Source organism: Hyalangium ruber, assembly GCF_034259325.1.
Classification (GTDB): domain Bacteria; phylum Myxococcota; class Myxococcia; order Myxococcales; family Myxococcaceae; genus Hyalangium_A; species Hyalangium_A rubrum.
The window spans coordinates 218789-245399 of sequence record NZ_JAXIVS010000001.1 but is presented as its reverse complement, the minus strand read 5'-3'; the positions used below and the strand labels follow the sequence as shown (position 1 = coordinate 245399).

The following is a 26611-nucleotide window of genomic DNA, read 5'->3' as shown; positions in this document are numbered from 1 at the left end:
AGATGCAAAACGACATGAAGAGAAAAATCCTGAACCGCGAGAACAGGCAGGCGTAAGCACGCGCCAGATCACGCGTTTTTCCGCCCGCTCGAGCGTTTTGGCGGGTCGCGTCGAACCTTCGTGCGTACCGGTTTCTCATGATTCGAGTGGATTCCGATTCTCGTCCCGCGAGATCCGGCGAAGGCCTGGACCTGGCAGGGGAGGAGCGCGAGCGCGACCCGTCACGTCCGCCAATCGGGTATCTTCGCGCGCCCAGGAGGCTTCCCCATGGCACTGGCCGAGGACTTCAAGGCCGCGCAGGAGCGGGTCAAGACGCTGTCCACCCGTCCATCGAATGACACGCTGCTGGAGCTGTACGCGCTCTTCAAGCAGGGCACGGAGGGTGATGTGCAGGGCAAGCGGCCCGGGATGTTGGATTTGAAGGGCCGCGCCAAGTACGACGCCTGGGCCGGCCGCAAGGGGCTGAGCCGCGACGCGGCGATGCAGCAGTACGTACAGCTCGTGGACCGGCTGCTGAAGGGCTGAGGCGCTCCATGGACCGCACCGCTCGAAACGCGCTCGTCGCGCTGGTCCTGTTGTTGGCCGTGACGCCCGTGGCGCACGCCGATGGGCTCGGCACCATCTCCTACGGAGACACCTGCTGGGGAACCGGCGCGGATGCTGACCGCGACGGGCTCAACGACGACTGCGAGTACCAGCTCGCCTACTGGTTCATGCCGCTGTTGTGGTTCGACAGCGGCGAGAGCGGCTTCGAGCGGCGCCCGTACTTCTCGGTGAGGAACCACAGCTTCTCCACGCGCACGCTGCAGATCTTCTACCTGGACACCTTCTTCGAGGACAGCGGCGTCACCACCGGGCACGACGGAGACCCGGAGTTCCAGCTGCTCGAGGTCCATTACTCGGGTGGCCGGTGGTACCTGGACTGGGCCTATCTGTCGGCGCACCGCAAGAGCAGCTGCGACTCGTCGGCGTGGTACGCGTACGACCAGCTCGAGTACGACACCGCCATCGACTCGCGCAACGCGTACCGGGGTTGGCCCACGCTGTACGTGGCCGAGGACAAGCACGCCACGTACAACAACCTGAGCAACTGCGACAAAGGCTGCCTGCTGCAGGACTACTGCAGCCGCACCACGTACCAGTACCTCGACACCTCGGCGAAGCTCGTCTCCCGGAACGTGGGCTCGACGACGGTGCAGCTCATCAACCAGGTGGTCCTCAACGGCAAGACGGAGCGCCTGCTGGATGACGTGGACTTCAAGGGCTGGGATGACCAGTGGTACCGGCCCAACTCGCAGGGCTACCGCCGCCACCTGAACGAGTTCGGGTTCTAATCGTCCGTGGGAGACGCGCGGCTTCGCTGGACGCTCGGGGTCGCCGTGGTTCTGGCGGTCGTGGGGCTCGCGTTGTGGCCCCGGGGAGAGAGGCAGGCTCCAGCTCCTCTCAGCGTCGAGAGCGTGAGTCCTCCTGTGGCGACGGTGGTCGAGCCTCCTCCGCCTCTCGTTCCACCTCCTCCGCCTTCCTCTGCTGCGCCCGCCATCGCGGGCCCGAGTAGGGAGGTGCTCGCTTCGGCTCTCCGAGAGGAGATGGTGCCGCTGACATCCAGCGTGGTGGTCGATGCGATTGAGACCGACCGCTCCTGGGTCTGCGAGGGCGAGCCACTGGGGCTGTCCGCGCGATTCGGTGGTGTCGCGGAGCCAGGGGCCGTGTACCGGTGGGTCTGGCTCACCGAGCGCGGAGAGGCGGAGCTTCATCCCGGACCGACGCTCTCGTGGAAGGCACCCGATAGGGCAGGGCGGTACGCCGTGCGCTTCCAGGTCTGCAAGGATCTCGGAGGGCGGCGAGTCGGGGTATTGGCCGAGCGGCTCATCGAGATCGACGTGCGTTCCTGTGGCCGAGGGGAGCGCCAGGAGTACGAGCCGCTGCGGTTGGCGGTCACCCAGCGCGGGCAAGGGGCCTTTTCGTTCCAGGCGAGCTACCAGGGCAGTGAGCGCGTCGAAGCCTACGTCTGGGAGTTTGGTGACGGCTCGACCACGACCACGAGCGAGCCCCAGGTCGAGCACGCCTATGCGGTCCAGGGGATGGGGGCACAGGAGACCCGGAGCTTCACCGTGAAGCTGTCCGCTCGCCTGTCTCGTGGAGGACCCCTCTCGGCGACGGCGTTCGTGCAGACCCGCGGGCAGCCCGCGAGCGATGAGCTCCACCCGGTAGTGCTCGAGGTCTCGCGGTGGCGTCCGATGCCGGAGGGCGGCTGGCGCAGCGAGGTGGTGGCGCGAAGTGTCTCGAGCGACATCACCTGGGATCGCCTCGAGCGCGTCACCCAACGCTGGGATGGTGGCGTGGACGTCACCACCCGGAAGTGGAGCGAGGTGGTCCGCGTGGACGAGGGGCTCGAGCGGGGCGGCTTCCGGGGGCATGTGCGGGTGAGCCCCTCGGAGGCGCCCCCGGGCACCAAGCAGATCCTCGACTTCCTGTATGGCTACGACGCCACCGGCCAGGAGGTGGTGGTGTCGTGGAGCTCCTTCAAGAGCGAGGCGCCCCCCGAGCCTCCCAAGGCCGTGGAGCCGCCGCCCCGGAAGTGAGCTCGGGCTTCACTCGTCCGCTGAGGGCAGCACGTTCACCTTGAGGAAGCTGGGGTTCGCGGGCGAGCGGTACACGCGGTGCGTCGCTCGCACGAAGTCCTCCTCCTTCGCCTCGAAGATGTTCGGGACGTACGTCTGCGGGTTGCGATCGATGAAGGGGAACCAGCTCGACTGCACCTGGATCATCACCCGATGCCCCCGCTGGAAGGTGTGGAAGACGTCATTGATGACGAAGCGCACCTTCGTCGGCTCTCCCGGCTTGAAGGGCTTGGGCTCGGAGTAGCTCTCGCGGAAGCGGCCGCGGAACGGCTCGCCACGCACGAGCGTCTGCTGGGAGCCCTGGTTGCGCTTCCCCGCCTCGTCGTCCGCTCGCGTCCAGCCCGGCATCTTCCCCGGGTTGACGTCGACCAGCTTCACCACCCAGTCCGCATCCGTACCCGTGGTGGACACCCACAGCTCCGCCTCCAGCGGCCCCGCCAGCGTCAGATCCTTCTCCAGCGGCTCCGTCTGGAAGACGAGCACGTCGGGCCGGCGTGAGGCGAAGCGCTGGTCCTCCGTCATGTAGTTCTTCGCCCAGCCCGGGGTGATCTCCGCCGTGTAGGGCACGGGCCGCGATGGATCGCTCGGGTACTCATCGAAGAGGTGCCCCGTGCCCGTGGGCGGCTTGAACGCCAGGCCTCCCTTGGGCTGGAAGTAGAGCTTCTCCTCGCGCACACCCTTGGGCGGCCAGGACTCGAAGCCGCGCCAGCGGTTGGCTCCCGTCTCGAACACCAGCGCCTCGGGCAGGGCCGGCTTGGGCCCCTCCTTGAGGTGGTGCTTGAAGAAGGCGAGTGACAGCTCCAGGTAGGTGTTGCTCGTGGGGAAGCCGAAGTCCACGTCGCCCAGCGAGAGGCCCTCCGTGCGCTGCCAGCCGCCGTGCGGCCATGGGCCCATGACCAGCATGTTCTGGGTGCCCGGGTTCTGCTTCTCGATGGCGGCGTAGGTGTGCAGCGGCCCGTAGAGATCCTCAGTGTCGTACCAGCCACCCACCACCATCACCGCGGCCTTGATGTTGCGCAGGTGCGGCAGGATGCTCCGCGCCTTCCAGAACGCGTCGTAGTTGGGGTGCGCCACGACGTCCTTCCAGAACGCGATGTCTCCCTTGAAGTAGCGCGCGTCCGCGTTGCTCAGCGGCCCCATCTCCAGGAAGAACTGGTAGCCGTCTGGCGTGCCGTGCTCGAAGTGCTCCCAGTCCTCGGGGGCGATGGGCTGGGGACGGGGCTTGCCGAACCCCGAGAAGAAGTTGAACGCCAGCGCCAGGTTGAAGGCGCCGTGCCGGTGCATGTCATCCCAGAACCAGTCGGCGATGGGCGCCTGCGGAGACACCGCCTTGAGCGCCGGGTGCGAGTCGATGGCGCCCGCCGAGGTGTAGAAGCCGGGATAGGAGATGCCGTACATCCCCACGCGGTTGTTGTTGTTCGGCACGTTCTTCACCAGCCACTGGATGGTGTCGTACGCGTCGGTGCTCTCGTCGATGTCCTTCGGCCCGCGCTTCGTCGCCACCTGCGGGCGCACGTCCATGAAGGTGCCCTCGGACATGTTCCGGCCGCGCACGTCCTGGAAGACGAAGATGAAGCCCTCCTTCTCGTACGCCTCGCTGGGGCCGAGCGCCCGCTTGTAGCGCTCCGCTCCATAGGGCGCGACCGTGTACGGCGTGCGCGTGAACAGGATGGGGTAGCGCTTGCCGGCGCTCGCTTCGTTGGGGACGTAGACGGACGTGAACAGCCGCACGCCGTCCCGCATGGGGATGCGGTACTCGAACTTGCTGTAGCGCGAGCGGATGTACTCGGCGCGCTGCTCCGCCTGCTCTTCCTTGGGCGACTTCGGAGGCTTCGCGGGCGCCTGCGCCCACGCTGGCAGGGCGAAGGCGATCAGCGCGAGCGCTACGAGAGAACGGGGTAGGGAGGACATGGACTCTCTCCTGAGGATGGGAAGGTCTTCGAGGGGACGCGTCTACCAGGCGATGCCGTAGTCTTCGCCGTGATGGCTGGAGCCACCCCAGAAGGTGCCATTCTTGTGGTCGAAGTAGATGGCGTTGATGGGACCCGAGGTGCGTGGCTCGAAGCTCATCTCGTAGCCCATGCGCTTGAGTTCGGAGCGCACCCAGGGCGGCACGTCCTGGTGCAGCAGCACCCGGCCTGGCTTCGCCGCGTGGTCTCCGAACGAGGTGCGCATCTGGAAGCTGTTGATGTTGGCCGCCTCGGACGCCTCCTGCACCGTCATCCCGAACTCCACCACGTTCAGGAAGAACTGCAGCAGGTTCTGGTCCTGGCTGTCTCCGCCCTGCACCGCGAAGGAGAGGTACGGCTTGCCGTCCTTCAGCGCCAGGCTCGGCGTCAGCGTCGCGCGGGGGCGCTTGCCCGGCTCCAGCACATTGAACGGGCTCTCCGCCGCGTCCATCACGAAGCTCTGCATCCGCTGGCTCAGTCCCACTCCCGTGCGTCCGGCGATGACGGCGGGCACCCAGCCGCCGCTGGGCGTCACCGACACCACCCATCCCTTCTCATCCGCGGCCTGGATGGAGGTCGTCCCCGCGAAGAAGGCGCGCTCGAAGTCCTCCAGGCTCGCCTGTTGGGAGCCCGGCTGCGGCGCGCCCGTGGGCGGTGTAGCGGGCTGCGGCGCTCCGGGAGGCTGGGTGAAGGGCTGGGGCGCATTCGGGTTCGCGCCAGGCGCCGGAGCGGGAGGCCACTGCTCCAGCAGCTTCACGTACGGGTTGCTCTCTCCCTGGAAGGCGTAGGGGTCTCCCGGCTTGATGTTCGGGTCGTTCTTCTCCCAGTTGATGAGCTTCGCTCGCGCTTTGGCGTACTCCTTGGAGAGCAGCCCTCGTACTGGCTCGGCCGGAGGGAAGTACGGGTCTCCGTAGTAGAAGTCCCGGTCCGCGAAGGCCAGGTTCATCGCCTGGTACAGCGCGTGGATGTAGCGAGCGCTGTTGTAGCCCATCGACTTCAGATCCTGCGTCTCCAGGATGTTGAGCGCCTGGAGCAGCACCGGCCCTTGCACCCACGTGGTCAGCTTGTAGACCTCGACGCCCTTGTAGGTCGTCTTCACGGGCTCCTCGATGTGGACCTTCCAGCGCGCCAGGTCCTCCAGGGTGATGAGGCCGCCTTCCTCCTGCACGCCCCGCACCAGCTCGCGGGCGATGTCTCCCCGGTAGAAGCGGTCATAGGCGGCCTGGATCGCCTGCTTGCGGTTCTTGCCCGCCGCGAGTGCCTTCTGCTCCGCCTCCACCAGCTTCTTCAGCGTGGCCGCCAGGTCCTTCTGCCGGAACACCTCGCCAGGGTGGGGTGCCTCTCGGGCCTGCCCGGCGTGCGGCAGCATCACCTCGCGCGAGTAGCGCCACTGTTTGAGCTTGTCCTTGTTCTTCTCGATGCTGTTCGCGGTCTGGGCCTCGATGGGGTAGCCCTCGTCGGCCATCTGGATGGCGGGCCCGAGCACCTCTTTCAGCGAGAGCGTCCCGTACTCCGACAGCATCACCATCAGGCCGCCTGGTGTGCCCGGGGTGACGGCGGCCAGCGGGCCGAACTCGGGCGGGTACTTCATGTTCTTCTTCTGGAAGAACTCCACGGTGGCGCCCGTGGGAGCCACGCCGAGCGCGTTGATGCCCACCACCTTGCGCGCGCGCGGGTCATAGATGAGGGCCTGCGTCTCTCCGCCCCAGCTCAGCACGTCCCACATGGTGGAGGTGGCGGCGAGCATCGCGCACGCGGAGTCCACCGCGTTGCCGCCCTTCTGGAACATCATGGCCCCCGCCGTGGCCGCGAGCGGCTTGCCGGTGATGGCCACCCAGTGTTTGCCGTGGAGCACGGGCTTGGCGGTCTGCTGCGCGTGGAGCCGCGTAGGCGCGAGGCCTATTCCGAGGAGCAGGCCGCACACGGCCCAGCGGCACATCCTTGCAGTGTTCATGGCTTCTCCGGTGCGAGGCGGGCGCAGAGCCTAGGCCCCCGCTGGGTGTCGTGCAGCTTCGGAGTGTGGATTCACCCCGCGTCCGGGTGCGGCCACGCCTCGGGGGGGCCCTCCACAGCGAGACCCGGATTCCGATAAAGGAGGGGCGCGGCACCGAGGACTTCCTGCCGCGCCAGGGTATGCCCAAGGCGCAGGACCGGGCCCTGCTGGAGCGCTTCGCCGAGAAGCAGGGGCTCACCGTGGAGTTCATCCGACTCATCCCCATGCTGCGCGCCAGCTACGTGGAGCTGGTGCCCCACTGATGAGGTCTAGGGCAGACTCCCAACATGGGGAGCATGCCGATTGGCGCGAAGCTCATGGGCCCGGGGTGTCCCTGGTGGGACATGCGGGTCGCCTGGGGTGAGCCGAACATCAAGTGGTGTGAGGCAACCCTCTGCACCTGGGTGAACGAGCCCGCGAACGCCTGGTCCAACCTGGCCTACTTCGCGGTAGCGCTGTGGTGTTGGCGGCATTGGCTGCTTACCCGCAGCCGCGCCATGGGGCGCTTCGCGTGGGTCACGTTGCTCGTGGGAATGCTCTCCTTCGCCTACCACGCGACGAACAACTTCGGCACCCAGCTGCTGGACTTCGTGGGGATGTATGTCCTGGTCTTCCTCTTGGTTGCGGTGAACCTGCACCGGCTGGGCGTATTGCGAAAAGAGCAGGTGGGACGGGTGCATTGGGGGCTGACGGTGGGGGCCACCTTGCTCGTGCCTGTCATGAAGCAGGTCCACGTCCCGTATCAGCTCGTGATTCTGTTCGCGGTGCTGGTCATCGTGGGGACCGAGCTGCGCCTGGCTCGACAGGAGAAGCACCGGGAAGTGTCGCGAGACTTTCGGTGGGCAGTGGGGCTGCTGGCGGTAGGGGCCGCGTGCCTGGTGATGGACCTCACACGGGTGTGGTGCGACCCGGACAATCATTGGCTGCAAGGACACGCGGCCTGGCATGTCTGGAGTGCGCTCGCGTTGCTGTTCGCGGCGCGGCACTATTCCCGGCTCATGGAGAGGTCTGGTCGTGAAGAAGCCCGGGAGGGAGGCCCATGACAGACCCACGTTCCATCAAAGGCCCCACGGCGCGAGACCAGGAGCTGCACGCGGCTGGAGCCCCTCCGCCCTCGCGGACGCTGCTGGCGCCGGGCGGCGAGGCGCTCGCGATGCTCGTGCGCCGGGGGTTCCAGCCGACCGTGGCCCCGCTGGATCTACCTTTTCCTCAAGAGCTCGATGAGGCCATGGCCGAGCGGGTGGCCGAGCGGCTCGGGCACTACGCCTTCCGCCTCTTCCTGCGTGGCGCCATCTTGCAGCAGGGCAGTTTCTCGCCTCCCGACGCCACGCGCTACGTGGAGGCCACCCAAGCCGGCGAGATGGCCGAGGAGCTGGTGGCGCTGGACCTCGCCGTCAGGGAGGAGGGCGGACGCTACCGGCTGCGCTACCCCGTCCGGAGCTTCGGCGGCACGCTCGAGTGGTACGTGGCGCGCGAGCTCCGGGGCCGCCTGGGCTTCGACGTGGCCGCCGGGGTGAAGTTCCACGCTCCCGACGTGGGCGGCGATCTCGACGTGGTGGCCGCGGCCGAGGGCAAGCTCCTCTACCTCGAGATGAAGTCCTCGCCGCCCAAGCACCTGGCTCCCGACGAGGTGGGGGCGTTCTTCCGGCGCGTCCGGGCGTTGCGGCCCCACCTGGCCATCTTCGTCATGGACACCGCCCTGCGCCTGTCCGACAAGGTCCTGCCCCTGCTCCAGACGGAGCTGAGCCCTCCCGCCCCCGAGCCCCGACGCGTGCTGCGCGAGGTGTGGGCCCTGACTCCGCACCTCTATGTGGTGAATGCCCGACAGGACTTGATGACCAATGTCGGCATCGCCATTGCCGAGGGATTCCGGGCGCTGTCTCCTCCGCCTCCCTGAAGGCCCTTGCCTTCACCGACGCACCCAGAAGGGAGCCGTATCATGGAGCTGCACCGAGGCCGGCTGTTCGATCACGTCCACCTGCGCGTTCGGGATCTCGAGGCGAGCAAGAAGTTCTACCGCGCGGTGCTCGAGTCGCTGGGCGTCCCGTTCGGAGGCGAGTTCCCCGGCGCCTTCTGGGCCGATGAGTTCTACGTCAGCGCGGACGCGCCCCCGACGGAGAAGATGCACCTAGCCTTCCAGGCACCCGACAAGGACACCGTCCATCGCTTCCACGCGGCGGCGGTCGCCGCGGGCGGCCGCGACAATGGTGGGCCCGGCGAGCGCCACTACCACCCGGGCTACTACGCCGCCTTCGTGCTCGACCCCGATGGGAACAACATCGAGGCCGTGTTCCACGGCCCGGCGAAGCGCTCGGCCGCCTCGGTCGTCGTCAGCTTCTGAGGCTCAGGTTCCGGTCCGTGACGGGGACTGGGCGATGAGCTGGCGGATGAGCGCCGGCTCGAAGGGCTTGTCGATCCGGGGCGTGGGCACCGTCTGAAGGAACGTTCGGGCGCGCTCGGTGAAGCCGCCCCCGGTCATGAAGACGAAGCGCTCCAGGCAGTCCGGGTGCCACTGCGCCAGCGCCTCGTACACGTCCATGCCCGTCAGGTCCGGCATCATCAAGTCACAGAAGATGCGGTCGAAGGCATCGTCCTGCTCCAGCAGGGCGAGCGCCTCGCGGCCGCTCTGGACCACCACCACCTCGTGGAGCCGGCCGATGATGCGCCGGAACACCGCGGCGATGCCGGGCTCGTCGTCCACGACCAGCACCCGCTTGCGCTCGTGCGCCGCGACCACCGTCATCGGCGTGGAGTTCCGCGCCAGCTCCTTGGCCGGCGGTAGGACGACCCGGAAGGTGCTCCCGATGCCCAGCCGGCTGGTCGCGCTCAGCTCTCCCTTCATTCCCTGCACCAGCCCCAGGCAGATGGAGAGCCCCAGCCCCGTCCCCGCCCCCACCGTCTTGGTGGTGAAGAAGGGCTCGAAGGCGCGCTCCAGCACCTCCGGCGTCATCCCCCGGCCCGTGTCGCTCACCTCCACCACCACCCGCTCATTCTCCATCCGCGTGCTGAGGGTGATGCGGTGGCGGGCCACGTCTCCCTCGGGGATGGCATCGGCCGCGTTGACCAGCAGGTTGAGGAACACCTGCCCCAGCTTCGCCTCGTTCGCCAGCACCTTGGGCACCGGGCTGAAGCGCCGCTCCACCTGCGCCCGGTGGCGGATGTGGGGCAGGGCCATGGAGAGGCTGAACTCCAGCGCCTCCCACACGTCCACCGGACCCATGTGCGACTCGTCCGCCCGGGCGAAGCGCTTCAGGTCCATGACGATTCCTCGGATGCGCTCGGCGCCCACGCTCGCCTCGCGCAGCGCGTCCAGGGACTCATGGTAGCCCTGGCTCGACAGCAGCTCGGGCGGGAGGGTCGCCAGCTGCTCCAGGGCGAAGTGGATGTTGCCGATCACGAAGGACAGCGGGTTGTTGATTTCATGCCCCACGCCCGCGGCGAGCTGGCCCGCCACGGCGAGCTTCTCCGACTGCACGAGCTTCTCCTGCGCCGCCAGCAGCTCCCGCGCGCGCTGCTGGGCGAGCGCCTCCGCCTCCAGTCGTGCCGAGTGCTCACGCGCCAGCAGCGCGTCCCGTTCGTTCTCCAGGTGCTTCTGCTCGCGGATCTCCCGGAAGAAGATGGAGATGCCTCGCCCCGAGGGATAGGCCTGTACCTCGTAGTAGTGGTCCGGCGGGAGCGGGTGCTCGAAGCGCACCATGACGCGCTCTCGCATCACCCGCTGGAAGTTCTGCTCGTACACCGTCCCGAGCATCTCCGGCCAGGCCTTCCAGAGGCTGTTGCCCAGCATGGGCTCGCGCTCCTTGCCGGAGATCTCCTGGGTGTTCGCGTTGATGTAGCTGAAGTTCCAGTTCTCATCGACGCTGCAGAAGGCATCGGGAGTCCCCTCGAGGATCTCCACCATGCGGTTGCGCGTCTCCTCCAGCGCCGAGGCCGTGCGCCGGGCCGGGGTGACGTTGCGGAAGCGCGCGAGGATGAAGCGCCGCATCTTCATCGCGGTGCAGTGGAACCAATTGCCGAGCTCGATGCCCGCGCGGCTGTCGGGCAGGTCCGCCGACACGGGCTGTCCCGAGGCCTCCACCGAGCAGAGCAGGGCGAACCAGCCGCCCAGGTCCCGCTCCGGCAGCACCTTGCGCAGCTGCCGCCCCGTCAGCTTCGCCTCGGTCGCTCCCAGCAACTCCTGGGCCGCGGGGTTGCCGTAATGGCACTCGAAGTCCGTGAGGGAGCCCGCCGCGTCCAGCACGACGCCCAGGAGCAGGCAGCCCTCCGGGTTGTCGCGCTCCACTTCCATGAGCTCGCGCAGCAGCGAGTCTTCCTCCAGAGGAGCCGAGGTTCCCCGCGGCTCGGACACAGCGCTCATCGCGGAACTCCTGACTGCGATGGTTCTCGGCCCTGCGTGATCGTGGCAACCTCCTGAGTGCCTGCGCCGCCACGCTGGGGAGAGCGTAGCCCACCCACGGAGAGACGGCAGGGGTGGAGATGCGCATGGTTCGAGATGGGGCTGCTTGCTCCCTCGACAGTCAGCCTCTCCGTGAAGCGGAACCTGGAGACACACAGGCCCGCAGTGAAGAAGGGCTCCCGGTGTGTGCCGGGAGCCCTTGTCTACTTCTTCCTCTTCAGGCGGGGCTTAGCGCGCCGCCGTCTTGCGACCCTGCGTCGGAGGCGTCGTGGTGGACGCCTTCTGGGCAATCGCGGTCGACACGGTGAAGGCCAGGTCGTCGCGATCGTCGTAGCCGCCGGTCGTACACGTCCCCGCCGTGGTGCTGTAGCGGAAGTTCGCGCGCACCGCCTGCTGGCCCGTGGCCGAGGCGTTCAGGTTGAACGTCCGGGTGAAGGTGTAGAAGCCGCGCGCGGACGGGCAGGCCAGCCCCGTGGCCAGCGCGGTCCACGTCGGCGAGGCCGCGGTGGGGTTGGTCGTGTAGTACAGGTCCAGCTTGTCCGAGGAGCTGTAGCAGTGGACCTTCACGTCCAGCGTCACCGCCTTGCCCGGGGCCAGGGTGCCCTGGTCCACGGTCTTCAGGGTGATCTGCTCGACGCTCTCGTCGGTCTGGTAGGTGCCGGAGTTGCCGTCGGCGCAGGTGCCGCCCAGGGTGTTGGGACGGTTGGTCTCGTTGCCGCTGGTCATCGTGCCACGGCCCTTGATGGCGGTGGCGCCGGTGTCACAGCCGCAGGCGGCGGTGCAGCTCGGGACCTTGAGCGTGGCGCTGTAGGCGGCCAGCTGCGGCGAGCAGACGTTCGCCGTGGTGAAGCTGGAGCCGGCGCTGTAGGCGCTCGCGCCGCACGAGTCCTTCGCGCGGGCCCGCCAGTAGTAGGTGGTGTTGGCGTTCAGGGCCGGGGACACCGTCCAGGCGCTGGCCGCCAGCGCGGTGTTCGAGCGGGCCACGTTGGCGAAGGCGGCGTCGGTGGCCACCTGCACCTCGTAGCCGGTGGCACCCGCCACGTCGCTGAAGTCCAGGTCGGCGGAAGCGCCCACGCCGGTGGCGCCGTTGGCCGGGCTGGACAGGGTGGGAGCCGCCAGCACGGTGCAGCCGCGCGTGGTGAAGGTCCGGCCGCTGGACCAGGCGCTGGAGCCGCCGCAGCTGTTGGCGGAGCGCACGCGCCAGTAATAGGTGGTGTTGGCGTTCAGCGCCGGGGAGGTGGTCCAGGCGCTGGTGGACAGGCCCGAGGCCGAGGCCACCACGTTGCCGAAGGTCGGGTCGGTGGACACCTGCACGTCATAGGTGGTGCCCGTCACGTCGTTCCAGTCGAGCGCCGCGGCGAAGTCCACGCCGGTGGCGCCGGAAGCCGGGCTGACCTGGGCCGGGGTGGTGGGCGAGGCGCAGCTGGGCGTCGTGCAGACGCAGGTGCTGCCCGGGCTGTAGCAGGCGGCGCTGGAGCCGGCGGCGACGACCGAGTAGCAGTACTGGCGGCCATTGGCCACCTCGCCGTCCGTGTAGCTGGTGCCCGTCACGGTGGCGACCTTCGCCTTGCCGAAGTTGCAGCCGGCGAAGCCCTCCGTCTTCATCACCCAGTACGAGGAGGCGCCCGCGGAGGCGGTCCAGTTCAGGGCCACCTGGCCATCGCCCGGGGTGGCGGTGGCGGAAGGCGCGGTGGAGGGGCCAGCGGCGCAGCCGCTGTTGACGGGGGCCGGCGTGGCGCAGGCGATGTTGTGGCGGTTGAAGGCCGCGTAGATGGCCGACATGTGCGGGGTGCCGTCGCTCAGGTTGCCGTTGTCGTCATCCGCCGCGAGCCAGGACATGTAGCCGTTGGTGGCGCCGCAGCCGTTGGAGGTGCCGGCGGTGCAGTCGCAGGCGTGCCACGTGCCGATGTTGCCGCTGCCCTGGTAGAAGACCTTGTTGGCGACGATGAAGGCGGTGTTCGAGTCGTAGTTGAACGGCGCGCCACGCAGATCGCGGGAGACCAGGTCCCAGGCGGCCTGACGCGAGGGGGCGGCGGCGCAGTGCACCTGACGGCCGCAGGGGCCGGTGCTGGCGGTGCAGCGCGGGCACACGTGGTTCTGCGGGGTGTCCGGCGTGTTGTCCGAGTGCTTGGCCCAGTCGGCGTCACGCACGCCCGAGCAGTTGGTGGCGCAGTGCGCCGTGCCCGTCTGCGCCTCGTTCACGTTGACGCCCGTGCCGTCCGCCGTCATGCCGCAGCCCTTGTCCGGGCTCTGGAAGAAGCCGTGGCCCACGCACGAGGTCTGCAGGCGGTAGATGGCCGCGATGTCCGCGTAGCCCTCGCTGGAGTTGGACAGCGTGCCGTTGGCATCGAAGTCATCCATGCCGTGGCCCCACTCGTGGTCGAACACGGCGCCGATCTCGCCGGTGTTCCGGCAGCCGCCGCCGCTGCGGTAGAAGTTGACGCTCGAGCCGTTCCAGAAGGCGTTGCAGGTGCTGTTGATGTTGACGTTGGAGGTGAGCTGCCCGGTGAGCCAGGAGTTGGTGGGCAGCCAGCCGCGGGCCTGCTCGGCCAGCTTGTTGAGCTCGTAGAACGCCGAGCGCGCCGCCGCGGTGTTGCCCGCGCCGCCGCCGCCGGTGGTGCAGTCATGGTTGCCATTGACGCCGCCCATGTTGATGCTGCCGGTGGCGGAGCTGAAGCTCACCGCGCCGCAGCTGTCGCTGATGCGCACGTACTTGCCGGCCAGGGTGGTGGTGGCGGTGCCGGAGGCGTAGTTGTAGACGCCGGCGCCATCAGCGAAGTTGTTGGGCGAGGCGAAGCCGGTGTTGGCCCACGGCATCGGCGAGTTCGGCTGCATGGTGCCGCACGTCTCGTTGTTGGGGCAGATCTCCGTGTTGGTGGAGGGGTACACGCCGCCGGTGATGTTGGCGTCCAGGTAGTGGTTGGCGTCCTCGAGCGCGAGCACCTCGCCGGTGTGCGCGTCCACCGTCACCTTCCAGCGCTCATGCTCTCCGGGGCGCTGGAAGCCGTAGGTGTAGACCAGCTGGTGGCTGTAGCCCACGCCGAAGGTGCCGATGAAGCTCTGCCCGTTCTGGGAGCCCGCCTGCGCCAGGGGGGCGATCTCCAGGGTGGGCTGCTGCCACAGGGCGGTCGGCGTCTCGTACAGGCCCAGGTGGTCCCCGCCGAAGGCGACCGCCTGCTCGGGGGCGATGGCCGGCTTGGTGTCCACGTTCGGCTTGGCCCACGCCTCGGTGCCCAGGAGGACGAGGTTGCCGTGGCTGATGACGGCCGCCACGCGGGCGTGACGCACGCTCACGCCGTTGACCTGCTGCGGGATGTGGACCATCCACAGGTGCTCGGACACCTGCGTCACGCGCTCCTCGCCCAGCTGCGACGGGTCCACGCCGAGGGCCGCCGAGTTGTCCATGATGAACTTGGTGATCAGGTCGCCGACGACCGCCGCGTTCACCTGGGTCACCGCGCGCCCGAGCGACTGGCCCATGCTGCTGAGCGTGACCTTGTTGTTCACGCCATTGCCGGGGATGAGCGGAATCACGCCCTGGATGGAGGTGGCCGAGCCGGTGCGCGGATCCAGGTAGACATTGAAGTCCTTGCCGTTGCGCATGAAGAAGTCATCCCACGCGCTGGTGCCTCGCGCCGACAGCTGCGGCCGAGCCTCCGTGAGCGGCACGTTGGTGACGGGGATGTACAGCTCCGGCTTGAAGAAGGCCCGGCTCGACAGCGAGCTGGGACCAGACTCGGGGGGGACGATGGCCCAGCTCGCGCTCGACAGACACAACGCGAGACAGGCGGTCAGTTTTGCTACTCGGCGCATACGGCTCTCCTCGTGGGGGACCGCGGAACGGACGGGGATGCAGGGGGGCAAGGAGGGCAGCGCTGGGAGGGGTCGAAGAAGAAAGGCCGCCGAAACCTTGATTCCAAGGCAGGCTCTCTAAACCAGACTGTTAGGATATACAAGGACCCACAGTGCGTCTGTTCAATGCTTCAAGTACGGGTCAACTTTTCGGCCAGATCTGTACCCAGTCGTCCTGGATGAGCTTGCCGCGGACCTGGTCGGTGCTGCCGCTGGCGTGGAAGTTCCGGGGCTCGCCGGCCGCGTGTACTCCGGCCTCGAGCCAGAAGAGGAGGAGGGCCGCGGCGGCGAGGACGGGCAGCCGGCGCTCCAGGGCAGGGCGGCGCGAGGCGAGCGCCATCGCGGGCAGCAGCAGCAGCGGCAGGAGTGCGGGGTAGAGAACGAACAGCCCGCGCGCGTAGCCGAAGAAGGCCAGGGTGATGAGCGCGCGGTGCAGTATCACGAGGGTGAACAGGCTGAAGGCGCGGTAGGGCGCGCGCAGGGAGAGGCCCGCCCCGAGCAGCAGCAGCAGCGTGAGCGGCCACTTGAGCCAGGTGGACTCGGGGACGAAGAGGTCCACGGGAGGCCGGGCGCCGCGCAGCCCCGAGGGCCAGTCCGACACGCCGAAGCCCAGGCCGAGGCCGTCCTGCCAGCGCTCCAGCTTGTCGATCATCAGTCCCGCCGCGTCGCCGGGGTGCTCGGCCATCCAGCGCAGGCCCTCGGCGTAGCCGTGCAGCAGCAGGTGGCGCTGGGCGGGGTTGGCCACGTCGAGGTTGCCCCCCTTGCCCAGCTCGTTGACGAGGTCCGGCGTGAAGCCGCCCGTGGCCCGGGGGTGGTTGGCCATGGCGAAGTTGATGGGGCCGTAGGCGGTGACGAGCGTCAGCTCCGGGAGCGGCTTGAGCGCGGGGGTGCGCGCGTTGAGTTCCCGGAGGACGCGCGCGTTGCGGACGCTCCACGGCGCCAGCACCGCGAAGCATACGGCCACCGCGACCGCCCAGCGGGCCAGCTGGGGTTTCCACGGCACCTGGCGATCGCGGTGGAAGGCGACATAGGCGAGCAGGAAGGGCCAGAGGTACAGGTGCTCGGCCCGGGTGAGGGAGCCCAACCCCATCACCGCGCCGAGCAGCGCGGCGGCCCACCACGCCAGCCCCTGTCGGGACTGGAGCACCAGCCAGCACGTGGCGGACAGGAAGAGCACGTACAGCACCTCGTTGCTGTACGTCGTCGAGAGCACCAGCCACCCGAAGCTGGCGGAGAAGAGCGCGGCGGCGAGCAGGCTCCAGCCCGTGCCGAGCACCCGGCGCCACCAGACCCAGGTGAAGGCCACCGTGGCGGAGTTCAGCAGTGCGAGGCTGAGCTTGTAGGGGAACGCGCTGCCGCGTGGCTCTCCCAGCAGTTGGTACAGCAGCCCGAGGAAGGCGGGGAACAGCGGCGGGTGGTAGGGCAGGGTCGCCTCCACGGGCTTGCCCCGGGCCAGGTCCAGGGCGTAGCCGTGGAAGAAGCGAGTGTCTCCATAGAAGAAGATGGAGAAGGGCCAGTCCCGGTCCAGCGAGGCCTGGAGGTACAGCAGGCGCAGCAGCAGGCTGAGCAGGAACGTGCCGAGGACGCCCAGCGCCACGGGGTGCCGCGTGTGGAACGCTCGCGCGCTGTGGAGGAGCCGGCGCATGGATCGTGCGGCACCTTACATGGAAGTGTTCGCTCGCGTCCGACAGCCTGTGGCACCGGAGGGCAGATGCCCCCGGCCGCTCCAGATGGGGCAGGATTTCCGCCATGACCTCTACCTCTCAGCAGTTCTTCTCCTCGCTGCGTGAGCGCCTCGGCCCCGAGGCGGTGGACACGGCGCCCGAGACCCTGGCGCGCTACGGCGCCAACCTGCTCCCAGGGGGGGATCGGCTCCCCTCGGGCGTCGTCTACCCGGGCTCGACGGAGGAGGTGCAGACCGTGGTGCGGGCGGCCAATACCCACGGTGTGAAGCTCTGGCCCCTGAGCACGGGCGAGAACCGGGGCCTGGGGTACAAGTCGCCGGTGCGCCCGGGGCAGGTGGTGGTGGATCTGGGGCGGCGGATGAACCGCATCGTCGAGATCAACGAGTCGCTCGCCTACGCCGTGGTGGAGCCCGGTGTCACCTACGCCCAGATGTACGAGGAGCTGGGCCGGCGTGGCCACAAGCTGATGATGGACACCACCTCGGGGCCTCCGGAGGGAGGCATCCTGGGCAACACGCTCGAGAAGGGCGCGGGCTACAGCCCCTACTTCGATCACTTCGGCATGAGCTGTGGTTACGAGGTGGTGCTGCCCACGGGGGAGGTGGTGCGGACCTCCGACGGCGCCCTGCCGGGCTCCCAGACGCAGTACCTGTCCAAGTATGGCTACGGTCCGTTCCTCGACGGGCTCTTCATCCAGTCGAACCTGGGCATCGTCACGCGCATGGGCGTCTGGTTGATGCCCCGGCCGCCGGTGGTCCGCTCCTTCTTCTTCTCGTTCCCGGATGATGAAGACTTAGGGGACATCTTCGAGCTGGTCCGGCCGATCAAGCTCAACAACGTGGTGCCCACGCTCCTCAAGGTGACAGGGGACCTCTACGCGGTCGGCACGGAGGAGACCTATCCCTTTGGCCGGACGGGAGGCCGGACGCCGCTGTCCGCCGAGCTGCGCAAGGAGTTGCGGGAGAAGCACGGGCTTGGCGCGTGGATTGTCTCCGGCGCCTTCTACGGCGCGACGGAGGAGGCGGTGCAGCCGCTGATCGAGCGGGTGAAGGCCCACTTCCTCAAGTCCGGCAAGGCCCGTTACATCTCCCATGCCGAGGCGGAGAAGAGTCGGATCCTGAAGATCCACATCGACACGTTCAGCGGACAGCCCACGCGGGACGAGCTCGGCTTGCTCCGCTGGCGGCCGGGAGGCGGAGCCGCCTGGTTCCTGCCGGCCACTCCCATGGTGGGGCGGGTCGCCAACGAGCACCAGGCGCTGTCGCGGCGCATCCTGGCCGAGCACGGCTTCGACCTGATCCTCGAATACGCCTGTGGCCCGCGCATGAGCCGGGCGCTGCACCTCCTCATCTTCAACCGTCAGGAGTCCGAGGAGCGACAGCGCGCGGGACGTTGTATGCGGGCGCTCATCCAGGCCTATGCCGATGCGGGCTACCCCGTCGCGCGCGCTCCGATCGACGTTCAGGATGAGGTGATGGCGCGCCTGCAGGGGGTGCCCGAGGTGCTCTCGCGGATCAAGAAGGCCCTGGACCCGCAAGGCATCCTCGCCCCGGGCAAGTACGGCATCGAGTGACGCGGGCCGGAGGTGGCTGCTTGTGCATGGCGTGGAGGAGTAGCCGTGCATGAGGTTACACAGTGTGAGTGAGGGTCTGCGCAAGCGCGGACCCTCGGGGAGCGGCGTCGCGAGGGCTTTCGGACTGGCCCCAAGGGTGCATTGCCCTGGGGCATGGGCCGGGACTGCACTGCTTCATTGTTGGACGATCTCCGAGTCGCGAATCCCACCGAGAGTTCGCGCTGGCTGAGCGAGGGCGACGAGCCCGCCTTTCGCGCGCTCCTCCAGGCGCGTTATGGCGACAGCTACTCCTATCCCTTCCTCTATGAGCCGGGGGGAGCCTCGCGCCTCTGGAGCGCTGGCAGGCTGATCAGCCTGGGACAGTTCGACGCGCGGGGGACGCTGCTCTCGCACACGGGGCTCTGGGTCACGCCGGGCCGAGACTCCGTCGACTCGGGACTCTCCCTGAGCCGGCCTTCTCGTCGCGTGGCTGGGGACCGCGCCGAGCACGCTCACGCGTGGGAGTACGTGCTCGACAGGCTGAAGAACCACGTGGGCTTCCTGCACCAGAACACCTCCACCCTCCACCTGATGGCGCAGCGGTACGCCTCTCGGTTCATGCGTGCCGTGCCCGTGGGACTGGTCGTCGACTACACGCGTGGCGAGAGGCTGATCGGAGTGGAGGGCTCTGGTGTCCCCATGCAAGCCCTGGCCATGACGACCCTCCTCGGAGGGCCGCTCGAGCGCACGCGCTACCTGCCCTCGGGAGCCTGGGGCGACTGGCTGCTGTCCATCCTCGCGGGCCTGGGGCTCTCGGACACCGCGGTTCAGGTTCCGATGGAGCGTGGTCACGGGGGCACTGAGCGCTACGTGCTGCGTCCGCTCGACTGGAATGAATCGCTGCAGCTCGAACGGCGCCTGTTCGTCGGACGGGGAGGAGGAGAGCCAGGGTTGAAGTCCTCTCGTGCGCGGGTGGATCTCGTTCATCTGCCCATGGGCGAGGCTGGCCTGGTGTCCGAGGGCACCTCCGCGCTGCTGGCGGCGGGATACCGGCCGACGGGGATTCGCCTGCGCCACCACGAGCCGGACGAGATCGTTTTCCAGCACATCGCGGATGCTCAGGTGGCGTGCGCAGCGGTGGGGCAGGCCCGGCTGGCAGGGCAGGACGCCCAGCTTCTCTTCTCCGGGTGGAGCGATCGATGCGCGCGAACTTCGTAGACACGCTCATGGCGCGCCTGGACGGCGAGGTGGCCACCATCTGGGCCACGGTGTTGCTGCGCCTCGAGGAGCGGCCGGACGTGGCGGCCCTGCGACAGGGGCTGCGTGCGCTGGTGCGTGAGAGCGAGCGCCTCAACGTGGCCTGGGACGATGCCCGGTGTGAGTGGGTGCCCGTCGCGAGGCCCTCCGCCGAGGTGGATGCGGCCGTGCTCGAAACCTCCGAGCCGCTGGACGAGCAGGAGGCCGTGGCACGGGTGATCAACACGCGGATGGACCTGGCGCGGGAGCTGCCGCTCCGGTTTCACCTCCATCCCATGAAGGACGCTTCACAGGGAGCGTGGATGCTGGGCGTCCAGCTCCACCACGCCATCGGGGATGCCAAGGCGCTCGGGCACCTGCTGGAGCGGCTCTGGCTGCACTGCGCTGGGCGCGCGTCCGAGTCCAGTCCGCTCGCTCCCTCGCGGCTCACGGATGGAAGGGTGCTGCTCGCGGCGCTCCGACGGCCCGAACAGCTCCTCGGCCTGGCGAGCCCCCGGCGGCGGTTGCTGGCGCCGCGGGGGATGGGATTGAAGCGCAGCGGGGATGTCGCGGGCCCCTCGCTCATGACCACGGTTCGGTTGCGCATCCCGGCTGGCCGCTCGGATCTGGTTCCGTCCGATGTCTTCTTCGCGGCCCTGCTCGCCGGGGTAGCACTGCACGAGCCTCGGAAGGAGGGGAGGGTACGCCTGCGCATGCCCGTGGACCTGCGACGCTCCCTGGGCCTGGGGCGGATCCTGGGGAATGGTTGCTCCGCCGTGCCCATCGAGCTTCCCTTGAGCGAGGTACGTGCCCGCTTGGAGGATCCCCAAGGGTTGATCCAACTGGCGCGCTCGGAGATCCAGCGCGTGCTCGACGCGGGCATCCACTGGACCACGGCGCTGGAGTGCATGGCGGTGGCACGACTCGCCCCAAGTCAGGTGCTCCGGCGGAACGCGCGTCCCGGCCTGCTCGCCGAGCCGCGCACCAACACCCTGGTGGTGACCTATCTGGGCCGGCTGGACCGGCACTTCGAGCAGTCGCCGCTTCGCATCCGCTCCTTGCGCAGCCACACGCCTACCTGGGGCGCTACCGGCTTCTCCTTTGGAGAGACGCTCTGCATCAACCCGGCGACTTTCGAGGGACTCTGGAGTCGAGACGCGCTGCGAGGCTTCACCGAGCGCCTGGCGGGCTGGGCCTCCTCGGCGCTGAGCCTGCCCGTGGAGGTGGTCGGGCCATGAAGGCGATCCACGAGGCGCCCGGGCTCTACCTGGGCTTCATCTCGCTCCACCTGCTGTTGGGGCACCTGGGGTCGAGTCTTCTCTACCGCCTGCGCTTCGGGAGGAGCCCGCTGGCCTACCGGAGCACCGAGGCGGACCCCTCCCACACACGTGTTACCCGGCTCATCAGCGGCGCCTCGCTCGTCTGGGCCGGCTCCATCATCGCCGCCGCGCTCTGGCCCGCGTGGTGGACCTCGCCGTGGGGAAGGCCGCTGTTCTCCCTGCCTCCGCTCGCGGGCTGGCTCCTCGGTGGGGTAGGGCTTCTGGGCATGCTCTGCGCTCAGTACGGCATGGGCCCGGCGTTTCGTATCGGCGTCGATGCCGGCGAGCAGCAGCCCTCCCTGCACGAGCGCGGCCTCCACCGGTACTCGCGCAACCCCATCTACGTGTTCTCCTATCTGTACCTCGTGGGGGCCTCGCTCTGGGCTCCCTCGCTGCTCACCCTCGGGGCTCTCGCCGCCCTCGGAGGGCTGTTCCATGCGCTGGTCCTCCAGGAGGAGCGCTACCTCTCCACCCGGCTCGGCGAGCCCTATGGGCGCTACCTCCAGCGCGTGCCCCGCTACCTCTGACGAGCCATGTCGAACACCCTCTCTCCTGTTTCCTCCGTGCCCGTCGGGCTGGGCCTGTCTCGCCCCGAACTCGTGGAGCTGCTCCGCATCCGCCCCGCTCGGGCCGTAGGCATGGGGGTTCTCCACGGGGGCGTGTGGCTCCTGGCGGCCCTGGCCCTCGTCCAGGTCGAGAGCCTGTGGGCGAAGGTGCCGCTGTGGTTGCTGGCGGGTGGGGCGGTGATGGGCCTCATCCAGCTCGACCACGATGCCTGGCACGAGAACCTCTTTCCCAAGTCCTGGCAGAACCGCCTCTTCGGCAACCTGCTCAGCCTGCTCGTGGGCATCGCCTACGAGCCGATGCGGCATGACCACCTCGCCCACCACCGGTGGAACCGCACCGAGAAGGACCCGGATGCCTACAACGCCGGGCGCCGCTCGCTCGGGCTGAGCGCGCTCTATTACGCCACTGTGCTGTTCGGCATTCCGCTCAGCCTCGTCTACTTCAACGTCCTCTATCCCGTGCAGCACTTCGACCGGGCTCGCCTGCGCCGCCATGTCTGCGTGCTGCTGGGGTACGCCGTCTTCTACACGGGCCTCTTCTGGCTTCTGGCGGACCATGGGCTCGTCCGCGTGGCGGTGGAGTGCTGGCTCGTGCCCGTGCTCTTCGCCAGCCCCCTGAACGGCCTCAAGTCCATCTCCGACCACCACGCCAACGTCTGGCGCGGAGGCCGCTTCCACACCGCCACCACGGTGCGCAGCACCCGCCTCGTCACGTTCCTCTGGAACGGGCTGAACCATCACCTCGACCACCACCTCTTCCCCCGCGTGCCCGGCTACAACCTGGCGAGGCTCCACGCGCGCCTGCGCCCCGTCCTGCTCGCGCAAGGTGCCCCCGTCTTCGACAGCTACCTCCAGGTCATGTGGAGCGCCCTTCGCGCCGGCCCCTCCCTGGTGGACGAGGACGTCCGGCTGGTCACCCTGGAGCGAAAGAACCCATGAGCCCTCTGCGCCACCTTTATACGGACATCCGCTACGAGGACGGCCGCTGGCCCCTGTCCCGGTGGGACCTCAACCTCCGCTACATCACCAAGAGCCTGCTGCATGTGCCCGAGCCCCGCCGGGCCGAGGACGCGGAGCACTTCGCGAGGGTCGCGCGCCACCGGGCCTCGGGGAGCTGGCGGCACGCCGCCGACCCCATGCTCCACCTCCGTGCCGTGGGGGACGTGATGTGGATCCGCAGTGGCTTCCACCGTGCGCTTTCACCGGGAGTCCGCTCGCTCCTGGCGGGAGCCGATGTGGCCTTCGCCAATCTGGAGACCCCCGTGGACCCGACCCGCCCGGTGCCCCGCTGGGTCTACGAGACGCTCCACTACAACGCGCCGCCCGCGTACCTGGATGCCTGGGAGGGTACGGCGCGCCACCGGGTCTTCTCCCTCTGCAATAACCACGCGCTCGACCAGGGCCCCGAGGGGCTCGCGAAGACCCGTGAGAGCGTGCTGGCTCGGCCAGAGCACCGCTGTGTGGGCGGGAGCGCGCCGGAGGATGCGGTGGCCTCTCTGGAGGTCGCCGGGGTCCGCATCGGCATCGCCGCCGTGACGTATGACATCAACCACCTCGCGGGCCCGCCGCCCGCCGGGGTGCCGGTGGCACGCCTGGGCAGTCCCCGACACTCCCCGGACTGGGAGCGGCTGGGCGCGCTGATCGATGCCGCCCGCGCGGTGGGGCCGGATCTGGTGGTCCTCATGCCTCACTGGGGCTTCGAGTACGAGTACTGGCCCGAGGCGCCCCAGCGCGAGCACGCCCGGTGGCTCATCGAGCGCGGAGCGGACATCATCCTGGGCACCTCGCCTCACGTGCTCCAGCCCATCGAGTGGGTGTCCATCGACGGGGCCGACCCCACTTGTCCCACGCAGGCGCGCCGAGGCGGGCCCTCGCGCATGGGCCTCATCGCGTATTCGCTGGGCAACTTCCTGAGCATCATGCCCACGCGGGCCTGTCAGACGGGGGCCGTGCTGAAGCTCGCGCTTGCGCGCGATGCGCGGGGACAGCTCCAGCCCGTGGACCTGAGCGCGGTGCCCACCGTGTGCGGCCGGGGCCTGCGCGGCGAGGGCTTCCTCGACGCCGGAGTGGTGACCCTGGACGAGCTGGAGCCCGAGCGTGCCGCGCTCCACCTCGCCCACGCGCGGCGGACCCTGGGAGCGCTGATTCCGGATCGGAGGAGCTGAAGATGTCGTCGACCTTGGATGCGCTGGAAGAACTCACCGTTGGCATGGCGCGGCGGGTTCAGGAGTGGCTGCCCGCCGTCACGACCGAGCGGTACGTGGCCTTCCTGGACATGATGTACCACTACACCTCGCGCAGCGGAGACCGGCTGCGGCTGGCGGCCAGCCGCGCCACGCTCCCCGAGCTGAAGTCCTTCTTCGCGGAGCTGGCGAGCGACGAGCAGGAGCACTACCGCCTGGCCAAGGCCGACCTCGCCGCGTTCGGGCGCACCCCCTCCGCAGGGACGCCCCTCGAGGTGGCGGACTTCCATGCGTTCTGGGAGGCCATTGGGGCGGAGCGTCAACTCGCGTTCCTCGGCGCGCTGATCGTCCTGGAGGGGGTGGCGCGCCACCTCCAGGGTGGGGCGCGGCAAGCCCTGGGGCAGCTCGGCCTGCAGCGGGGCCAGTCGCGCTTCATCCTCGTCCACCTCGACGCGGACCTGGAGCACGGCGCCCGGGCGCGCGCTCTCTGCCAGCAATTGGGGCAGGGACAGGCCGAGGTGCTGCTGGAGGGCGCGCGCAGGGCCGCGGACTTCTGGGTGATCATCCACCAGAAGGCACTCGCGGTGGCTTGAGCTGCACTCTTGTGTCCGATAAGGATGATCCGCGGGCCCAGGCGCTGCCTCCGTGTCATCCCGGTGGTAGGCTCGGATCAGCTCGTACGCGCCACCTTCACCGTAGAGGCACGCATTGGGGCAGCCAACGTCCTCTGTGTTTGTAAAGCCCATGCCCCGCTTCGAGCATCGTCCGCTCGATCCGGACAACGTACGCCCTCGGCGCACGGCGTTCTCGTTCCCACACTCCATTCCCAGGCACTGGCTGGCGGGTAATCCCGTCCGCACCCACTTCTTCAACGCCATCAACCTGTTCGTGGTGTCCTTCGAGGACTTCATGGGGCGGGTGATGCGCAGCCGCCTGTCCCACCTGAAGGATCCGGACTTCGAGCGGCAGATCCGCGGCTTCATGGGCCAGGAGGCGACGCACTCGTTCGTCCACGCCAAGTACCTGCAGAACCTCCGGGAGCAGGGCTACCAGATCGATCGCTACCTCAATGTCTGCGAGCACATCTTCAGCCACTGGTTCGAGCGGCGGCTGGGAATGCTCCTGTGCGTGGCCACCATCGCCGGCTTCGAGCACCTCACGGCGCTGCTGGCGGAGATCATCCTCTCCGGGAAGATGATGCGGGGCGCCGAGCCCTCCATGGCCGAGGCCTGGGAGTGGCACGCGGCCGAGGAGATCGAGCACAAGTCGCTCGCGTTCGATCTGCTGATGGCCACCCGCCGTTCCTACCTGCTGCGTATGGTGGGGGCCCTGCTGGGCGCCCTGGTGGTGGCCGGCTTCATCGGCGTGGGGTTGGTGATGCTGCTGCGGCAGGAGGGCCTGCTGTGGCGCAAGCAAACCTGGAAGGATCTCAAGGAGTTGCTGTTCGGGCCCAACCGCATGGCCGTTCGGGCCGTGGCCATCTTCGTGGAGTACTTCCGTCCAGGCTTCCACCCCTCGCAGCGCGACACCTACGCGCTGGCCGAGGAGGTGTTCGGCGCCTCTCGGGGTTGACACCCAACCCAGGTGGTAGTGTGCTAGAGGCACAACCCACTACCACCCATCCGGCCGGGGCCTGCCTCCGGCCGAGAGGAGCCGTCATGCAGCCCCAGGACGAGCGCCACTACGAGCGCATCTACCAGGTCATCTCTCAGGTCCCCAAAGGCAAGGTCGCCACCTATGGGGACGTCGCCACCATCGTTGGGGATGGCTGTGAGGCCGCCACCGTGGGCCAGGCGCTGGGGGCGCTGGGGCCCCGCTCGGTGCAGGTCCCCTGGCAGCGCGTCATCGGGCGCAGGGGGGACAAGGGGCGCGTCACCACCTCGGGGCTGCACCAGCGCGACAAGCTGGAGGCCGAGGGCGTCGAGTTCGATGATCGCGGCCTCGTGGACCTGGGCAAGTTCCGCTGGACCGGGCCGAGCGAGGACTGGGCCCGCTCCCATGGCTTCCAGATGCTCCCCAAGGAGGAGGGGGCCCCCGCGGTCCCAGATTCCCAGTTGCGCCTCTTCTGAGGCGCCGGGACAATCCGCGCATGACCGAGATCGAATCCATTGAGGCATTCGAGCGGCACCTGCGCGGTGGCAAGCCCTTCTCCAACGTGGTCATCCAGGGGTTGGACCTGCGGCACTTCACCCGGGAGCTGAGCGTCGCTCCGCTCGCGGGGTGCGCCTTCATGGGCTGCCAGCTCGAGCAGGAGGCCCTGCAGGCGGCGCTCTCCCATGGGGCCATGGTCTTCCCGCCCTTCATGGGGCTGCCCTATGTGCCGTACCGGGGCAGCCTCTACACGCCGGAGGAGCTCTACGCGGGCTTCGAGTTCGCCCGGCCCGAGAGCTACGCCCAGACGCTGGATGCGCGCATCTACGCGCACTGGAAGGACCACGGGGGCTCCAACCCTCCGTCCATCCTGGAGACGCTGGCGCAGCGGCTGCATGACCACGCCGTCACCGACGCGATGGAGGAGCTGCTGGCGAACGAGGGTGGGCCGCGCAAGGTGGTGGCCATCATGGGGGGCCACTCCATGCTCCGGGGACAGCCCGACTACCACTCGGTGGCGGTGCTCTCCCGCGAGCTGACCCGGCGCGGCTTCTTCATGGTGAGCGGCGGCGGACCGGGCGCCATGGAGGCCACCCACGTGGGCGCGTGGTTCGCCCGCCGTACCGAGGCGGAGCTGCACGCCGGCATCGACCTGCTCGCCAAGGCTCCCAGCTACAAGGACCGCGAGTGGCTCGCCCAGGCCTTCGTGGTGCGCGAGGCGTTCCCGCTGGCCTCGGAGGATCGCCCCGCCTGCGCCAGCCTGGGCATTCCCACCTGGCACTACGGGCACGAGCCGCCCAATGCCTTCGCCACCCACGTGGCCAAGTACTTCGCCAACAGTGTCCGGGAGGATGGCCTGCTCACCATCGCTCGCGGCGGCATCGTCTATTCCCCTGGCAGTGCGGGCACCATCCAGGAGGTCTTCCAGGACGCCTGTCAGAATCACTACAACTCCGTGGGCGTGATCAGCCCGATGATCTTCCTGGGCCGCGAGTTCTGGACGCACACCCGCCCGGTCTACCCGCTGCTGGAGCAGCTCGCCCGGGGCCAGGATTACGCGCGTTACCTGCGGCTCACCGACTCGCTGGAGGAGATCATCCAGCTCCTGGAGGACTATGACCGCGCGCAAGCCGTACGCCCGGTCTAGGGTGCGTGTGGCATGGGCGCT

22 protein-coding genes are annotated in these 26611 nt (G+C 68.7%); 17 read left to right on the top strand and 5 right to left on the bottom strand.

The window, feature by feature from the left end:
• The first annotated feature begins 267 nt into the window (after positions 1-267).
• The 3 genes from SYV04_RS01050 to SYV04_RS01040 all read left to right on the top strand — a co-directional run bounded on the left by SYV04_RS01050 (position 268) and on the right by SYV04_RS01040 (position 2582).
• On the top strand, positions 268-525 hold the full coding sequence (locus tag SYV04_RS01050; protein WP_321543668.1) for an acyl-CoA-binding protein: 258 nt from the start codon (positions 268-270) through the stop codon (positions 523-525).
• A gap of 8 nt (positions 526-533) precedes the next feature.
• The gene (locus SYV04_RS01045) at positions 534-1334 is read left to right on the top strand and encodes a hypothetical protein (RefSeq protein WP_321543667.1); all 801 of its coding nucleotides are present in this window, start codon (positions 534-536) and stop codon (positions 1332-1334) included.
• Positions 1335-1586: 252 nt separating this feature from the next.
• Positions 1587-2582: a PKD domain-containing protein gene (locus SYV04_RS01040; RefSeq protein WP_321543666.1), complete on the top strand. Its 996-nt coding sequence runs from the start codon at positions 1587-1589 to the stop codon at positions 2580-2582.
• A gap of 9 nt (positions 2583-2591) precedes the next feature.
• On the opposite strand, the gene SYV04_RS01035 is transcribed toward SYV04_RS01040, so the two are convergent.
• Both SYV04_RS01035 and SYV04_RS01030 read right to left on the bottom strand, forming a co-directional pair.
• Positions 2592-4532: a CocE/NonD family hydrolase gene (locus SYV04_RS01035; RefSeq protein ID WP_321543665.1), complete on the bottom strand. Its 1941-nt coding sequence runs from the start codon at positions 4530-4532 to the stop codon at positions 2592-2594.
• A 42-nt stretch (positions 4533-4574) separates the two neighbouring features.
• Positions 4575-6524: a gamma-glutamyltransferase family protein gene (locus tag SYV04_RS01030; protein WP_321543664.1), complete on the bottom strand. Its 1950-nt coding sequence runs from the start codon at positions 6522-6524 to the stop codon at positions 4575-4577.
• An 86-nt stretch (positions 6525-6610) separates the two neighbouring features.
• On the opposite strand from SYV04_RS01030, the gene SYV04_RS01025 reads away from it, so the two are divergent.
• From SYV04_RS01025 to SYV04_RS01010, 4 genes are read left to right on the top strand one after another with little or no spacing between them, the layout of a single operon-like run.
• Positions 6611-6826, top strand: a complete 216-nt coding sequence (locus tag SYV04_RS01025) for a hypothetical protein (protein ID WP_321543663.1) — start codon at positions 6611-6613, stop codon at positions 6824-6826.
• A 24-nt stretch (positions 6827-6850) separates the two neighbouring features.
• Positions 6851-7606: a ceramidase domain-containing protein gene (locus tag SYV04_RS01020; protein WP_321543662.1), complete on the top strand. Its 756-nt coding sequence runs from the start codon at positions 6851-6853 to the stop codon at positions 7604-7606.
• Complete coding sequence (locus tag SYV04_RS01015) at positions 7603-8460, top strand: hypothetical protein (protein WP_321543661.1); 858 nt, start codon at positions 7603-7605, stop codon at positions 8458-8460. Before SYV04_RS01020 ends, SYV04_RS01015 begins: the two co-directional genes overlap by 4 nt.
• A gap of 42 nt (positions 8461-8502) precedes the next feature.
• Entirely contained in the window at positions 8503-8904 is a 402-nt protein-coding gene (locus SYV04_RS01010; RefSeq protein WP_321543660.1) for a VOC family protein, read from the top strand.
• Positions 8905-8907: 3 nt separating this feature from the next.
• On the opposite strand, the gene SYV04_RS01005 is transcribed toward SYV04_RS01010, so the two are convergent.
• From SYV04_RS01005 to SYV04_RS00995, 3 genes are all read right to left on the bottom strand, one after another.
• The gene (locus SYV04_RS01005) at positions 8908-10920 is read right to left on the bottom strand and encodes a hybrid sensor histidine kinase/response regulator (protein WP_321543659.1); all 2013 of its coding nucleotides are present in this window, start codon (positions 10918-10920) and stop codon (positions 8908-8910) included.
• 267 nt (positions 10921-11187) lie between these two features.
• Positions 11188-14772 (bottom strand): endopeptidase, encoded by a 3585-nt coding sequence (locus tag SYV04_RS01000; RefSeq protein ID WP_321543658.1) that lies wholly within the window; start codon positions 14770-14772, stop codon positions 11188-11190.
• Positions 14773-14953: 181 nt separating this feature from the next.
• Positions 14954-16456 carry an ArnT family glycosyltransferase gene (locus SYV04_RS00995; RefSeq protein WP_321543657.1) on the bottom strand — a complete coding sequence of 501 codons (1503 nt, stop codon included), beginning with the start codon at positions 16454-16456 and terminating at the stop codon, positions 14954-14956.
• Positions 16457-16560: 104 nt separating this feature from the next.
• Between SYV04_RS00995 and SYV04_RS00990 the strand changes: the two genes are divergently transcribed.
• From SYV04_RS00990 to SYV04_RS00945, 10 genes are all read left to right on the top strand, one after another.
• Positions 16561-18069, top strand: coding sequence for an FAD-binding oxidoreductase (locus SYV04_RS00990; RefSeq protein WP_321543656.1), 1509 nt, complete (start codon positions 16561-16563; stop codon positions 18067-18069).
• Between the two features lie 180 nt (positions 18070-18249).
• Positions 18250-19266: a hypothetical protein gene (locus SYV04_RS00985; RefSeq protein WP_321543655.1), complete on the top strand. Its 1017-nt coding sequence runs from the start codon at positions 18250-18252 to the stop codon at positions 19264-19266.
• The gene (locus SYV04_RS00980) at positions 19248-20522 is read left to right on the top strand and encodes a hypothetical protein (RefSeq protein WP_321543654.1); all 1275 of its coding nucleotides are present in this window, start codon (positions 19248-19250) and stop codon (positions 20520-20522) included. Before SYV04_RS00985 ends, SYV04_RS00980 begins: the two co-directional genes overlap by 19 nt.
• Positions 20519-21130 (top strand): methyltransferase family protein, encoded by a 612-nt coding sequence (locus SYV04_RS00975; RefSeq protein ID WP_321543653.1) that lies wholly within the window; start codon positions 20519-20521, stop codon positions 21128-21130. The genes SYV04_RS00980 and SYV04_RS00975 overlap by 4 nt, the downstream gene beginning before the upstream one ends.
• A gap of 6 nt (positions 21131-21136) precedes the next feature.
• Complete coding sequence (locus SYV04_RS00970; protein ID WP_321543652.1) at positions 21137-22108, top strand: fatty acid desaturase family protein; 972 nt, start codon at positions 21137-21139, stop codon at positions 22106-22108.
• Positions 22105-23334 (top strand): CapA family protein, encoded by a 1230-nt coding sequence (locus tag SYV04_RS00965; RefSeq protein ID WP_321543651.1) that lies wholly within the window; start codon positions 22105-22107, stop codon positions 23332-23334. The genes SYV04_RS00970 and SYV04_RS00965 overlap by 4 nt, the downstream gene beginning before the upstream one ends.
• A gap of 2 nt (positions 23335-23336) precedes the next feature.
• The gene (locus SYV04_RS00960; protein WP_321543650.1) at positions 23337-23945 is read left to right on the top strand and encodes an iron-containing redox enzyme family protein; all 609 of its coding nucleotides are present in this window, start codon (positions 23337-23339) and stop codon (positions 23943-23945) included.
• Between the two features lie 151 nt (positions 23946-24096).
• Complete coding sequence (locus SYV04_RS00955) at positions 24097-24924, top strand: metal-dependent hydrolase (protein WP_321543649.1); 828 nt, start codon at positions 24097-24099, stop codon at positions 24922-24924.
• Positions 24925-25010: 86 nt separating this feature from the next.
• Positions 25011-25421 (top strand): MGMT family protein, encoded by a 411-nt coding sequence (locus tag SYV04_RS00950; protein ID WP_321543648.1) that lies wholly within the window; start codon positions 25011-25013, stop codon positions 25419-25421.
• A gap of 20 nt (positions 25422-25441) precedes the next feature.
• Positions 25442-26590, top strand: a complete 1149-nt coding sequence (locus SYV04_RS00945) for an LOG family protein (protein ID WP_321543647.1) — start codon at positions 25442-25444, stop codon at positions 26588-26590.
• The last annotated feature ends 21 nt before the right edge of the window (positions 26591-26611 follow it).

Excerpts from the sequence above, each read along its gene's own strand:
- SYV04_RS01040 (WP_321543666.1), top strand. The coding sequence starts at position 1,587 with ATGGTGCCGCTGACATCCAGCGTGGTGGTCGATGCGATTGAGACCGAC.
- SYV04_RS00980 (WP_321543654.1), top strand. The coding sequence starts at position 19,248 with ATGCGCGCGAACTTCGTAGACACGCTCATGGCGCGCCTGGACGGCGAG.
- SYV04_RS00995 (WP_321543657.1), bottom strand. The coding sequence starts at position 16,456 with ATGCGCCGGCTCCTCCACAGCGCGCGAGCGTTCCACACGCGGCACCCC.
- SYV04_RS00945 (WP_321543647.1), top strand. The coding sequence starts at position 25,442 with ATGACCGAGATCGAATCCATTGAGGCATTCGAGCGGCACCTGCGCGGT.
- SYV04_RS00950 (WP_321543648.1), top strand. The coding sequence starts at position 25,011 with ATGCAGCCCCAGGACGAGCGCCACTACGAGCGCATCTACCAGGTCATC.
- SYV04_RS00955 (WP_321543649.1), top strand. The coding sequence starts at position 24,097 with ATGCCCCGCTTCGAGCATCGTCCGCTCGATCCGGACAACGTACGCCCT.
- SYV04_RS01030 (WP_321543664.1), bottom strand. The coding sequence starts at position 6,524 with ATGAACACTGCAAGGATGTGCCGCTGGGCCGTGTGCGGCCTGCTCCTC.
- SYV04_RS00965 (WP_321543651.1), top strand. The coding sequence starts at position 22,105 with ATGAGCCCTCTGCGCCACCTTTATACGGACATCCGCTACGAGGACGGC.
- SYV04_RS00960 (WP_321543650.1), top strand. The coding sequence starts at position 23,337 with ATGTCGTCGACCTTGGATGCGCTGGAAGAACTCACCGTTGGCATGGCG.
- SYV04_RS01010 (WP_321543660.1), top strand. The coding sequence starts at position 8,503 with ATGGAGCTGCACCGAGGCCGGCTGTTCGATCACGTCCACCTGCGCGTT.
- SYV04_RS00970 (WP_321543652.1), top strand. The coding sequence starts at position 21,137 with ATGTCGAACACCCTCTCTCCTGTTTCCTCCGTGCCCGTCGGGCTGGGC.
- SYV04_RS01000 (WP_321543658.1), bottom strand. The coding sequence starts at position 14,772 with ATGCGCCGAGTAGCAAAACTGACCGCCTGTCTCGCGTTGTGTCTGTCG.
- SYV04_RS01035 (WP_321543665.1), bottom strand. The coding sequence starts at position 4,532 with ATGTCCTCCCTACCCCGTTCTCTCGTAGCGCTCGCGCTGATCGCCTTC.
- SYV04_RS01050 (WP_321543668.1), top strand. The coding sequence starts at position 268 with ATGGCACTGGCCGAGGACTTCAAGGCCGCGCAGGAGCGGGTCAAGACG.
- SYV04_RS00990 (WP_321543656.1), top strand. The coding sequence starts at position 16,561 with ATGACCTCTACCTCTCAGCAGTTCTTCTCCTCGCTGCGTGAGCGCCTC.
- SYV04_RS00975 (WP_321543653.1), top strand. The coding sequence starts at position 20,519 with ATGAAGGCGATCCACGAGGCGCCCGGGCTCTACCTGGGCTTCATCTCG.
- SYV04_RS01015 (WP_321543661.1), top strand. The coding sequence starts at position 7,603 with ATGACAGACCCACGTTCCATCAAAGGCCCCACGGCGCGAGACCAGGAG.
- SYV04_RS01005 (WP_321543659.1), bottom strand. The coding sequence starts at position 10,920 with ATGAGCGCTGTGTCCGAGCCGCGGGGAACCTCGGCTCCTCTGGAGGAA.
- SYV04_RS01020 (WP_321543662.1), top strand. The coding sequence starts at position 6,851 with ATGGGGAGCATGCCGATTGGCGCGAAGCTCATGGGCCCGGGGTGTCCC.
- SYV04_RS01045 (WP_321543667.1), top strand. The coding sequence starts at position 534 with ATGGACCGCACCGCTCGAAACGCGCTCGTCGCGCTGGTCCTGTTGTTG.